The sequence below is a fragment of the Corynebacterium sp. H127 genome, assembly GCF_037482665.1.
GTDB lineage: Bacteria > Actinomycetota > Actinomycetes > Mycobacteriales > Mycobacteriaceae > Corynebacterium.
Genome location: NZ_JBBHKY010000001.1, coordinates 84689 through 97099, shown reverse-complemented (window position 1 = coordinate 97099; position 12411 = coordinate 84689). Strand labels below are relative to the sequence as shown.

Genomic DNA, 12411 nt, shown 5'->3' with positions numbered 1-12411 from the left:
CCATTTGTCGGGGTTGGATTTTTCATCGTCGATGTTGCGGTGGGTGCGGTGGCCTACCAGCATCAAGTTCTCGCCACTGGTTTTGCCTCCGAAGCGCCACGCTGTTAGATGATGCATTTCGCACAGTGCTGCTGGTAGGTCCCGATCCTGGTGTCATGTCTCCGCCTTGGGCTGCGACAAGCCCGAGATAGGCATAGACATCAGCCGCGCGCTTGCTACGCCCAAGTTCGATGAGGTTTCCGGTGTCGTCGTCCAGGATCGCGAGGAAGGCGTTCTTGTCTGCGCCGAGGCGCAGGAGATCACGAACGGGCAGCATGGTTCCCACGTCGCTAGGAACTATCCCCGCTGCTGCACGCAGCTGCTCCATAGTCATCGTCGCAACCACTGTGCTACAGCCCCGGGTCGGCGGCATCGGGCCATTGCGGTGCAGTGCATGTGCCAAGGCCGCTACGAGTGCATCGTGTCGGCGTTGACCGGCTGTGCGGGTATCTGCGTCCTTTTCGCCTGTGGGCAGAAGATCGCCCGGGCCACCGTAATCTGCGAACAGTCTACGCAATAGGGCATCCAATTCGGGAGTGGCTGTCACTTTGAGTCCCGACATCAGGTTTGCACCTTGGCCGGACAAAGTAGCGTCGCGTTTCCGTTGCCGTTCCGCGTCGGCTGGTTCATCATCGGCGTTCAGACCCTGCAGGATTTTCAGCCCTGCCTTGCGGAGGTCTTCCGGGGCTAGCTGTGTTGCTATCTCCGCCAAGGTACCTTCCACCCATGCCAGCGTTTCGGCTGGCGTGTTCGCGGGTACTTGGTCCAGTACACGAGCGATCTCCATGGCTGAAGCTACCCCAAAAGCGCCAGCAGCCATCCCAGAACGGGTTGCCGGCATTGTTGCCTGTTTGCCGTCGGGATGGGTGAGGGCGGCCGGGGCGTCGAAAAGCTCGGCGCTGAGGCGGGTGAGGTCCCGCAGCTCGCCACGGCTGAATCTGCCCGCGTAGATCATCTTGTTGCGACTGTTTCGGGAATTTGGATGAAAGCCGGAGCGTTGTTCTAGTTCCCGCAGCAAACTGATGCTGGTCAGCTCGGTTAGTCGCTGCAACTGTCTTAGGGAGAGCAGTAGATTCTTCAGGTGGTCCGGTCCGCAACCATGAGTTTCCAGCATCGCGAGGACCTCGAGCTGGCCGCATACGCCAGCATCGATCACCTCGGCAATCTGTTCGAAACTCTTCATGGCTCTAATTGTCAATTCACCACCAGACACATTCCACAAGCAATACGGACATATGTTCGAACAGCACAAGTCTCAGCAGTTTTACCTACACTGGTAGTTAAAGAATCCATCTCACACAGGAGGAAACCAGATGTCCGATTTGTTGCAGGATCACGGCCCGCACCCATACGTCTTAGATATCGAGAAAGCCACCACGGACAACGAGAACTTCCGCGACACGCTGTGGACCGGCAAGTTCCTCCAGATGACCGTGATGAACATACCGGCAGGCGGCGAGATCGGGGCAGAGGTTCACGACGATCATGACCAGTTCCTGCGCGTAGAGGCCGGTAAGGGCCATGTCATGATTGGCGACTCCGCAGATAGCCTCGACATTGACCAGGTCGTTGAAGACGACTGGGCTATTTTTGTCCCTGCCGGCAAGTGGCACAACGTGATTAATGAAGGCACCGAGGAGCTCAAGGTGTACTCAATCTACGCTGCACCTGATCACAAGCCAGGTACGGTTCATAAGACTAAAGAAGACGCCGATAACGACCCGAACGAGCAGCACTAACTAGCGTTTCGGCACATCCCCACTTCATTTGGCTGCGCGCCAGGAGTGGGGATTTCTCTTTGCGCTACAAACCCCCAACGCTCATAAAGCCGCTGGGAATCGGGCGTTGTTGCCTCCAAATAGCAAGGCATGTCCGCGTCGTCGGCACGCGCGAGGCCGTGGGACAGCAACGCCGAGCCCACGCCGCGCCCCTGGGCAGCCGGCGCCACTGCCAACGTGTATAGGTACCAATGCGGTTGCCGCGGTGTGAACATGTCCGCGTAGCACTCCCGGGCCATTATCAGGGGAGCGTGCCGACCAAACATCCGGAAATAGTCCCGCACAGTTGGGCTTGGCGCATCGGGCGGATACCAGCAGCCAGCGCCGAGCAGCTCGGAATTCTCATAGGCAAGATCCACGCGCCCTAAGGGGAGGTATTCAATGCTCAGCTGTTGCGCGAAGAGCTTTGCCAAAGCGGATTCGTGCTGCGCGGTACCGATTCCGGGAAGGCCTTTGAAATACCGGGTGATCGCGTCGTCGGCGGAAAAGGAAGCTGCCATGAGCGCAGCGACGTCCGGAACATCGGCCGCAGTGGCGGGTCTAATAGTTACCATTGATGTGGCCTGTAATCCTTCAAGAAGCAGCCATAGAGGTCGACGCCGTTTTCACCTTGCACAATCGGATCGTACACCCGAGCTGCACCGTCGACTAAGTCTAGGGGAGCGTGGAATCCTTCCTCCGCCAGCCGTGACTTGGTGGAGTGCGGTCTTTCGTCGGTAATCCAGCCCGTGTCGACGGCAGTCATGAGGATGCCATGCTCGAAAAGTTCCCCCGCAGCTGTCCGCGTCAGCATGTTCAATGCGGCTTTGGCCATGTTGGTGTGCGGGTGTCCCGGCCCCTTATAGCCCCGCCCGAAGACACCTTCCATGGCGGAAACGTTCACTACGTACTTGCGTCTAAAAGTCGAGGCTTCTAATGCAGGGCGTAGTCTGTTGATCAGAATGAACGGGGCGGTTTGGTTGCACAGCTGCACCTCTAGCAGCTCCAGTGGATCGACCTCGCCCACCGTGGCTACCCAGGAATTGTGGGACACCAAGTCGGGGATCAGACCGCCAGCATCCACCGCAGTGCCGTCGGCTACGCGGGCTGGGGAGGAGGAGCCCCCGAGCATCGCCAACTCCGCCAGCTGCCCAGCAAAACCAGGTCCTGCACGGCCAGGTCCTGCAAAGCCAGGACCTTCCGAGCCACCGACCAGCGCGGCCGGGTGCAGATCCGCGGAGGCGCCTAAGGCCTGCAGGTCCACGCCACGCTGTGCCTCAGTTAGCGGCTCGGCTTCCGCGTCCACCAGACTCGAATAGGCGCCAGGGGAGCGCCGCACGGTTTGGGCTGCGTTGTTGATCAAAATGTCCAAAGGCCCGGCGGCAGCAACGTTATCTGCGAGGTCGGCGACGGCAACCGGGTTACGAAGATCAATACCCACCACGTGCAGACGTGACAGCCATTCATCCGAGTCGCCCACTGCAGAAAAGCGACGCACCGCATCGCGCGGGAAACGCGTCGTGATGGTGACGTCGGCTCCGTCGCGAAGCAGATTCAAAGCGATGTATAAGCCGATTTTCGCTCGGCCTCCGGTCAGCAGCGCACGTCGCCCCCTCAGGTCGACCCGGGCATCGCGGCGGGCACGGTTATCAGCCGCGCACTCGGGGCACAACTGGTGGTGGAAGGAATCTACCAATGTGTAGGGCTGCTTGCACACGTAGCAGTTCTGCGGACGGTAGAGCGCCCCCGCCCAACCCTGTGGTGTTGCCACCGCGCCGCGTTCTAAGGCAACAGGTGCTGCGCCCACGGGGCGGACGAGCAGGCCGGCGGTTTCGTCGTCGATACGCGCGGGGTTCGCGGTTGCGGTTGTGGAAAGCACCGCCGCATCTGCCTCCCGCCGGACTTGCTTCGCTGCTTCACGACGCCGCTTCTTCACCTGCTTAAACAGCTTCGCCACCGCCCGTTGCAGCGTCAGCGAATCCTCATCTGTAGCGTCCAAAGAGCCGGCCTGCTCCAGGACTTTCAAACACGTACGCAGTTCGGCGGGATCGATAGCCATGGCTTCCAGTCAACCACACCGGTTACAGTGGTCTCATGACCGCTCAGCCCAGAACAACTGTCTCTAAAATCATGGCCGGCACCGCGCTGTCAGCCCTGCTTGTCGGTGGAGGTGTGGGCGGCGCACTGTTTGCTACTACCGATGCGCCCGAACGAGCGGACTACGCTATAACGGCACCGATGCATGCGATTCAGAAGACTGAGATCCACGACCCTGAGGACGTTTTAAGCGCCGAAGACGAGGCGCGGATGCTACACGAGGCCCCTCGCATCCAAGCCCCGGACACCGTCCAGCAGCTGCACTACATTGTTTTTGCCAAGAACAAGGACAACGTCAAAGACACGCTGGAGGAGTACCTGCGGGATAACCGACCCGATTTGATCGGGAAGGACAAGTTCACAGACGGCGTCCTCATCGTCGGAGTAGGCCTCGACCCCCGGGGAGCGTTCATCAACGCTGGCGAGGACGTCGCAGCCCAGTTGGATTTGCGCGAAAGCAGCCACTTGGATGACAGCCTTGATGCAATCAAACCAGGGGTGAAGGACAACAACATCCCTGCGGGCCTCTTCGCGGGCGCGAGCATGGCGACCGATACTGCGGGGCTTGCAGACACCCGCTATGACAACGCGGTGGAGAACCGCTGGGCTGCGGTGCTTGGAGGCGGCGGCGGGGCAGCCGCAATAGCGGCAGCGGGCGCGGCCGTTGTGGGAACTACCCGACGCAAGCGGGAACAAATCCTCGCTGCCGCGCGAGAAGACCTAGATTTCATCTCCAAGGAGTATGGCGAGCTAGCGGGCCGTCTAGACGGTATTGATATCCGCGCTAACTCCCTGACCTCGCCGCTAGCGCATGCGCAGATGCGCTCCGAGTGGGCCGAGGTGCGTGATCGTTTCTTGAACCTGCATGAGCAGGTCGAGAGCTTCGGAGGGCTTACTGCCAGCTCGGAACCAGAGCAGATTCTTTCACGCGCTACCGAGATTGGTGCAGCCGCGACGGTCGCTCGGCAGGTCAGCTATGCCGAGGACAACATTGACACTCTGTTCAAACTGGAACACGGGGATAAAACCACGCGAGAAAGCGAAGTCATTGCGCTGCGCAAGGACATCCTCGCGGCGCAAGGAAGCGTCGCCGACACCTCTTCCGGGTTGTACCAGAGCTTCGCAGCTGCGCACACAGATGCCGAGCGGCTACTCGAAAGCAGTACTGCTCCGGACTTCCTCGAGCGCTACGCAATGCTACTCGACGACTACCAAAGCGCCTTGACAGCTTTGAAGGAGCAGCAGTTCTCCGATGTTAAGGATGCTTCCTCCCAGCCGAGCGTCCCTACAATTTACGAGCAGAACTACCGCCCCGGATATGGCTACAGCAACTTCGTACCATTCTGGGCGATGCAGACATGGCATAGCGACGCCATCGCGACGCAAAATACCGCAAATAGCAGTGCAACCAGCACAACCTTTAGCTCTGGCTTCAGCGGTGCGGGTGGCTCCTCGAGCTTCTAGTAGGCACGAACTGCGGGCTGCGCTTTCTTGACAGGAGAGTCAGGGGGGGCGCCCGGCACTGCGCATAAGAAAGGCGCCGAATCACCTTGTATTTTCAAGGGTATTCGGCGCCTATTTCTGTGCCCGAGGGGGGACTTGAACCCCCACGTCCATTAGTAGGACACTAGCACCTCAAGCTAGCGCGTCTGCCATTCCGCCACCCGGGCAGGGTGTTTGTTTTCAGCCTTGCGGCTGGGCACTCGTAAACAATAGCCTGATTTTGAATTGCAACACAAATCGGCAGGTCAGGTTAAGTTCCACGGACGTAATTAGGGTATCCTCAGTTCTCATGTTCACCCATCCTGCGAAAGTACCGCCGCGCCTGCGGACGTGGGCGTGGTTTGTGCCGGAGCAGCCGGGACAAACCCCAGCGTCCCTCCTTGCCAACAATCCGAGCTCCAGCAAGCTTGTCCGGCAGACGCTGACCAGCCACCGGACCGCCTTTTGGGTGTTGGTTGTTGCCTGGAGTGTTTCTTCAGTGAATTCGGCGCTGATCTCGCGAATTATTGGCTTTGGCCTCGATCGGGTGATTCCACAACCGGATGTCGCCCAGGTGTGTACCGCGTTAGCAACAGTAGCCGCGGCCCTGCTGTTTATGTTCTTGGTCGACGCGACGGCTGACTCACTCACCACGCTCTCCAGCTTCCGGGTTGCTCATGATCGGCGTTTGGAACTAATCAGCGGCTTCATTCGAACCCGGAGCTCTAAGACCCCGGGCGAGTTGTTGAACACGACCGATGAGGATGTCCAACAGCTCAGCGACGTCAAGTATGTGTTGAACTTCCCCTTGGCAATGGTCACCTACATGGCCTCAGCGATCGTCGTCGTGAGCCTGTTTTCGCCGGTCCTAGCGCTGATCATTTTGGCGGGCGGGGTCGGCACTGCGGTAGCTTCCTATTTCACCGGCAAAGCAATTTCCCAGGTCTCCTCGCAACGCCGTGCTGCAGAATCGGCCTCAGTGTCATTGGCCACCGATTTCGCCCAGGGGTCCCGAGTCTTGAAGGGTCTGGGCGCCATCGGCGAGAGCGAGCGCAAGTTCCAGACGGCGGCGCGGTCTGCACTGGATACCATGGTGCAAGATGCGAAGGTCACCGCGATCACTACTTTCTTGCGACAGCTCGTACCCCTTACTGCCAACATCGCGGTGTTAGCCTTCGCCGGTTGGTACGCCGTAAGTGGCCGGATCACGCCGGGTGAATTCTTCACGGTCACGCTGTTGGCGCCACCTGCGTTGACGGTGACTGGCCATGCCCTCGGATTCTTCACCGAATACTGGGCCCGCGCGAATGCTTCCGCTAGCCGCATCATCGATCTCGCCACCGCAGCTAGCCCCCTAGAGGAGCAAGCGGGATTGGCGCACTCAGACACAATAGGCCTCGAAGTCTGGCTTGCGGAGACTCCTGCCGCCCGACAGCGTGCGGAGGCAGAATTGGCGCGGCTCGGAGGCCTGCGGCCACCACATGCAGCCCACGTGTTTGAGGGCAGTTTGGCGGACAATATCGATCCAACGGGTACCGCGCCACTGGTTTTCGAGGCGCTAAGGGCTGCCTCCTGCAGCGACATCGTGCGCCGGCTCGGTGGCTTCGGCGATAATGGTGAGCTTCCCGCCATGCCGATTGGGGAGGCCGGACTCAATCTTTCCGGCGGTCAGCGGCAGCGTGTCGCGCTCGCCAGAGCATTGGCCTTGGACCCGCAAGTTTTGGTGCTTGATGACCCAACTACCGGTTTGGATTCCGTGACCCTAGATCGGGTAGCTCAACACACCCGGGAGTTGCGACGCGATTGTCTCACGGTGGTGTTGACTACTTCTCGCGGTTGGATCGCGGTCGCTGATCGTGTCCGCGACTTCGATGCCGAGGAGGCCCGACCATGAATCCAGCCAGCATCACCGAGATCGGGCGCTACCTAAAAACGCTGCCGGCCCGTCCTCGCGCCACCTGGTGGGTGATTAGCTCCGCAGTATTTCTCGCCACTTTGCTGTGCATGATGTCCGCCACCGCGCTGATTGGGCAGCTTGTCGACGTCATCAACCACGCATCCGTACCATTCTTCGGCTCTGGCAGTCCCGCCTATCTGAAGCTGGTGGTGTTAATAGCCACCGCGATGACCGTCGAAGCCGCTGGCCGGGCGACCGGGCAGTTCCTCTTGCAGTCACGCGCGCGACGCATGTCTGTAGATGTCCGCGAGGCTGCTTTATCAGCTGCATTGCGTGCGCTCGTTCCCGACATGCTGGAGCTGGGTACCGGCAACGTTATCTCGCGACTGACCAAAGATATTGACGCCGCCGTCCGCATGGTCACCACCATGGGTGTGCGTGTGGTGGTGACCGCGCTGATGTTCCCCTTCACCTTGGTATCGATCACCCTGGTGCATTGGAGCTTCTTCCTCGTGTTCTTGCTCGCCGTAGTGTTGGTGTTCCCGCTCGCCCGAGCAAATACACTCCTGCTGCCCGCCGCTTCGAACACCGTGGCTGATGCCGACGCCAAGCGCAACAACCAGCTGCTCGACACCATCCGCGGTTTACCCACGTTGCGGGCACTGGGCTTGCAAAGCTGGGCTTCACGACGCCTAGCGCGCACTTCCTGGGCGAGCGTCCAGGCCGTCGCTAGTAGGGAACCGCTGTTCAACCGACTGACCGGACACGGGGTCTTTGCCTACGGCATCCTGATCCTCGGCAGCTTTGCACTCTCAGCGTGGCTTGTGTACCAAGGAGAAGTCTCTCTGGGCGGCGCTTCCACCGCGATGCTGTTGGTCTCACGCATAGAGATCCATGTCTTCAACGTGATGTACTTCGCGGGCGAGATCCAGAACGCGATGACCTGCCTTGGCCGCGCCGTCGCCCTTGCCAAGCTGGCGCCCCCTTCAGCCACGGAACCTGCAGATTTGCAGCGCAGCCCAGAGATCCGTATCGAGGGCCTGACCTTTGCCTACCCCGGAGCCGCACCGATCCTTTCTGATCTCGACCTCACGCTGGATGCTGGCACTACCACGGCCCTGGTAGGAGCCTCAGGCGCCGGCAAATCCACCCTCGCCGGGCTCATCGCAGGGCTACAACGCCCCACCCAAGGTCGCATCCTCATCGACGGCATCGACACCGCCACGGTTCCGGATTCCTGGGTCTCCCGCCAGGTAGTCCTAATCAGCCAAGAGGTACATATCTTTGCGGGCACGCTTGCCGACGACCTCCGCCTCGCATCCCCAAACGCCTCCGATTCCGAACTACTTGCCGCCCTGGCACAGGTCGGCCTCCACCCCGACACCACTTCTTGGCGCCGCTGGCTACCGGAGGGGCTGGAGACCAAAGTGGGTGCCGGAGCCGAGGAATTGGCCCCAGAGGTACAACAGCAGATTTCCCTCGCACGGATCATTCTGGTCGATCCACCAGCACTTCTCATGGATGAGGCGACCGCGGAGGCGGGTAGTGACAGCGCTCGGGCATTGGAGACGGCAGCTACGGCCGTCGCAAAGCAGCGCACTGCCTTAGTGGTGGCGCACCGACTCGACCAGGCGCGCAGCGCAGACCGCATCATCGTGATGGAGGAGGGGCGGGTCATTGAGGACGGCACGCATGTGGAGTTGCTCGCACGGACAGGTACCTATGCGCGCCTGTACGAAAAGTGGGAATCCTAGCCGAGGCCGAGCTAACCCAGGTATAAGGGAAGTATGACTTCTTACATTGATGATCGTTTCCCTGGTCCTGATCCATACGCGGCGCTTGGCGATAAGCCCTCCTTTCCCCTGAGCTCCTCAGACTTCGCGGACGGTGGCACCTTTAAGCCGGAGCAACTCGGTGGCTCTGATGTTTCCCCGCAATTGCAGTGGTCCGATCTTCCCGAGGGCACCAAGTCCCTGGCTATCACGTGTTTTGACCCGGATGCACCTACCGCATCTGGGTTTTGGCACTGGGCGGTGTTTAATATCCCGGCTTCTGTGAATGAGCTTCCAGCGGGCGCTGGGGACGAAACTTTGGGTGGCATCGAGGGCGTCGTCACGCTGAAGGGCGACTCCGGTAAGCGCGGTTACTATGGCCCGAATCCTCCGGCTGGTCATGCTCCGCACCGCTACCTTTTCGCAGTGCATGCCCTTGACGTGGAGAAACTCGATATCCCTGCGGATGCTACCCCCACAGTGCTGGGGTTCAACCTGTACTTCCACACCCTTGGGCGCGCAATCACGTGGGGCTGGCACGAAAACCACTAAGCTAACCGCCTATGAGTGATGCTGCTAACACGACCATTCCGGCCGCGATTCGCGCAGGCGGTGCCTTTGTCGCCATCGCCATTGTGCTGGCCATCTTCACTTTCGTGCAGGTAGTTACGGAAGGCTTCTTGATGCCGTTCCAGGTAACGCCACGCTTCCTTTTGATCCTGGCGGCCGCAGCGATCCTGGGAGCCTTTGGAATGTCAGCTCCCGGCCAAGCTCGCGGCGCCTGGAGCGTATTCGCGCTGGCGGTGGCGTTACTACTCGTGGTGGGCGGCCGGTTCATTCCGAACGATCCGATTCACGTGATGGAGCAGTGGTGGTTGCCCGCTTATGCCATCGTTGCACTGTTGTGCGGGCTGGTGCTTCGTCGCGCGGCTCTTCCAGCCCGCTAGCTTTGCGACGCCAGCCGCCCCGTACACGGTCAAAGTCGGATCATGAAAGTCGGATTTCGGAAGAAAACCCTGCTGCACACTTGCTATGTGTGCGAGATTTCGCCGAAATCCGACTTCTATGATCCGACTTTCGCACCCTCAAAGAGCACTAAACCTAGTCGAGCCCACAACCCACGGCTTCAGAGATATTGCTGAAACCGTGTTCGCGTACCTTCTCCGCTAAGCCGAGGTGGATATCGCGAATCCAGTCCGGCCCGCCATAGATGAATGGGGTGTAACCCTGCAGCAAGGTGGCACCGGCGGCGATGCGCTGCCAGGCGTCGGCAGGCGAGGTGATGCCGCCGACCGAGATCAGTACCAGCGAATCACCGACCCGAGCATAGAGCCGCCGCAGTACCTCGAGCGAACGAGCTGCAAGCGGGGCGCCAGAGATACCGCCAGCACCCATGGCGGCGACCTGATCTGGCGGCGTTGTCAGCCCAGCACGCGAGATCGTCGTATTGGTTGCCACAATGCCGGCCAGTCCCAGCTCAACTGCGAGATCAGCAACAGCATCGACGTCCTCGTCAGACAGGTCGGGGGCGATCTTCACCAGCACCGGTGAGCTGGTGGATTCTTGCACTGCGCTGAGGATCGGGCGCAAGGACTCCACAGCCTGGAGATCGCGCAATCCCGGCGTATTGGGGGAGGACACATTGACCACGAGGAAGTCCGCTAGGTCCCCAAGCAGCGAGGCGGAGGCGCGATAGTCGTCGACAGCCTCTGCGGCTGGCACCACCTTCGTCTTACCGATATTGATGCCCACCACGTCGCCCGAACGCCGCCGCCGCAATTGTTCCGCAGCAAACGTCGCACCCCGGTTGTTAAAACCCATGCGGTTCAAAATGGCTTTATCGGCGGGCAGTCGGAACAGTCGGGGAGTTGGATTGCCGGGCTGGGCTTGTGCCGTCACCGTACCTAGTTCCGCATATCCGAAACCAAGGGGAGCCCACGCATCCGCGCAGGTAGCGTTCTTATCAAATCCGGCCGCCAAACCAAGCGGCCGTGGAAACTCCACCCCGAAAACCGTCTGCGCCAGAATCGGATCGCGCACTGGGAGAACCTTGTTGAGCGCTCGGTTCACCGGTGTCAGGCGGTGCAGTACCCCGAGGCCCTGCGCCATCAGAATATGAATACGTTCCGGCTTCATCCGGAACATCTGTTGCAACGCGAGTTCGTATGCCGCGGTACGGAGGGGATGGCTTTTCACGATGGCGAATCCTTTAAGGTTGGGCGGGCTTATCGACGGCGGCAGCAACATCCTTCGCAGGAATAACCTGCAGTCCGGCTCCGGAGCTGGAGAGCGCGTAGATGTTTCCATCCGCATCGACGCTCATGCTGTGGACGTCCGCGATGGAGGAGAAGGAGCCGCGCTTTTCCGGCACGCCGGATTTCAGGGAATAAGCAGTGATGGTGTTGTCGGCGGTCGAGGAGACCCAAGCGAGGTTGTGCTTCTTGTCCCAGGCGATCGCCCACGGGGACTTATCCGTGCGCATCGTCTGGTGCAGCATCAGGATGTCGTCGTCGGTGTACACGCCGAACTGGTCGCCGAGGGCGTCTGATGCCAGGAACAGTCCTTCTTCACCTGCTGCGATGCTTCCGACGCCGACCCCCATTCTTAGTGCGGCCCCGGGGCGGTTGTTTTGGTAGTCAACGCCCTGGATAGCGGTTTCCGCGCGGTCGATGAATACCACGCCATCACGGGTACCGCTGACGGCGCTGGCGACCATTTGGTCCGCCTTGCGTCCGGTAGAGATCTTCTTGGAATCGCCGGAATCCTTGCCGCGGAACACATAGACGTCAGGTTCCTCGCTACTTCCACCGATGACCTCACCGGTGGACGTCATCGCTGCGGAGGTGAACTTCATTGAGGCGCGGCGCGAATCTTCCAGGTTCGGGTTCTTGGCGTCTATCAAGTAGATCGCGCCGCCGCCAGCTCCGCCCTCGATAGGTACCGGGCAGGGCAGCACGAAAGTATCGCCGGTGACAGTGATGTCCCCACAGCTACTCATTATGTCGAGCGTGGTGAAGGAGTTGGTTCTTAGCTTGTCGATGCTACCGATAGCGAGCTTGTTCCCCGAGCGCACTGCAAAGACATCGCCTGCATTATCGACGTCCTTCGCCGCCGCAAACGCAGCTGGAAGCTGCAGCACTGTTCCGGCAGGATCCTTAGCCTCGGGAGAGGGCGCGGGAGTTGCGTTGCCCAGTACGCCGGTGACAACCTTGTCGGCGGCAACCTGTTCCTGGGCCTGCTTTTGCGGGTCTGGAACATTGGGCGGGGTACAGGATGTCAGCCCACAAGCGCCGCTAACGAGCAGCGCAACGAGGGGGATACGCAGGGTTTTCTTCACGCTTTCCAAGGCTACCAGAGCCTTAGGAAG

Annotated in this window: 11 protein-coding genes and 1 tRNA gene; 6 read left to right on the top strand and 6 right to left on the bottom strand. The window is 60.2% G+C overall.

The features are described from left to right. Nucleotides 1–22 precede the first annotated feature (22 nt). Nucleotides 23–1222, bottom strand: coding sequence for a DUF222 domain-containing protein (locus tag WG936_RS00440; protein WP_339571813.1), 1200 nt, complete (start codon nt 1220–1222; stop codon nt 23–25). A gap of 130 nt (nt 1223–1352) precedes the next feature. Between WG936_RS00440 and WG936_RS00435 the strand changes: the two genes are divergently transcribed. Then, complete coding sequence (locus WG936_RS00435; RefSeq protein WP_339571812.1) at nt 1353–1778, top strand: cupin domain-containing protein; 426 nt, start codon at nt 1353–1355, stop codon at nt 1776–1778. Here the strand turns inward: WG936_RS00435 and WG936_RS00430 are convergent. After that, a complete protein-coding gene (locus WG936_RS00430; RefSeq protein WP_339563558.1) occupies nt 1775–2371 on the bottom strand; it encodes a GNAT family N-acetyltransferase in 597 nt (198 codons plus the stop codon). The genes WG936_RS00435 and WG936_RS00430 overlap by 4 nt on opposite strands. Further along, on the bottom strand, nt 2365–3855 hold the full coding sequence (locus WG936_RS00425) for an SDR family NAD(P)-dependent oxidoreductase (protein ID WP_339571811.1): 1491 nt from the start codon (nt 3853–3855) through the stop codon (nt 2365–2367). The genes WG936_RS00430 and WG936_RS00425 overlap by 7 nt, the downstream gene beginning before the upstream one ends. Before the next feature lie 35 nt (nt 3856–3890). On the opposite strand from WG936_RS00425, the gene WG936_RS00420 reads away from it, so the two are divergent. Next, on the top strand, nt 3891–5357 hold the full coding sequence (locus tag WG936_RS00420) for a DUF5129 domain-containing protein (RefSeq protein WP_339571810.1): 1467 nt from the start codon (nt 3891–3893) through the stop codon (nt 5355–5357). 120 nt (nt 5358–5477) lie between these two features. On the opposite strand, the gene WG936_RS00415 is transcribed toward WG936_RS00420, so the two are convergent. Continuing rightward, a tRNA-Leu gene (locus WG936_RS00415) sits at nt 5478–5563 on the bottom strand. 122 nt (nt 5564–5685) lie between these two features. On the opposite strand from WG936_RS00415, the gene WG936_RS00410 reads away from it, so the two are divergent. From WG936_RS00410 to WG936_RS00395, 4 genes are read left to right on the top strand one after another with little or no spacing between them, the layout of a single operon-like run. Further along, the gene (locus WG936_RS00410) at nt 5686–7269 is read left to right on the top strand and encodes an ABC transporter ATP-binding protein (RefSeq protein WP_339571809.1); all 1584 of its coding nucleotides are present in this window, start codon (nt 5686–5688) and stop codon (nt 7267–7269) included. Further along, nucleotides 7266–9026: an ABC transporter ATP-binding protein gene (locus WG936_RS00405; protein ID WP_339571808.1), complete on the top strand. Its 1761-nt coding sequence runs from the start codon at nt 7266–7268 to the stop codon at nt 9024–9026. The genes WG936_RS00410 and WG936_RS00405 overlap by 4 nt, the downstream gene beginning before the upstream one ends. Before the next feature lie 33 nt (nt 9027–9059). Continuing rightward, on the top strand, nt 9060–9596 hold the full coding sequence (locus tag WG936_RS00400; protein ID WP_339571807.1) for a YbhB/YbcL family Raf kinase inhibitor-like protein: 537 nt from the start codon (nt 9060–9062) through the stop codon (nt 9594–9596). Between the two features lie 11 nt (nt 9597–9607). Further along, entirely contained in the window at nt 9608–9991 is a 384-nt protein-coding gene (locus tag WG936_RS00395) for a hypothetical protein (protein ID WP_339571806.1), read from the top strand. Nucleotides 9992–10145: 154 nt separating this feature from the next. Here the strand turns inward: WG936_RS00395 and WG936_RS00390 are convergent, their stop codons facing one another. Further along, nucleotides 10146–11240, bottom strand: coding sequence for a quinone-dependent dihydroorotate dehydrogenase (locus WG936_RS00390; protein ID WP_339571805.1), 1095 nt, complete (start codon nt 11238–11240; stop codon nt 10146–10148). Nucleotides 11241–11253: 13 nt separating this feature from the next. Then, entirely contained in the window at nt 11254–12381 is a 1128-nt protein-coding gene (locus WG936_RS00385) for a WD40 repeat domain-containing protein (protein WP_339571804.1), read from the bottom strand. Nucleotides 12382–12411 lie beyond the last annotated feature (30 nt).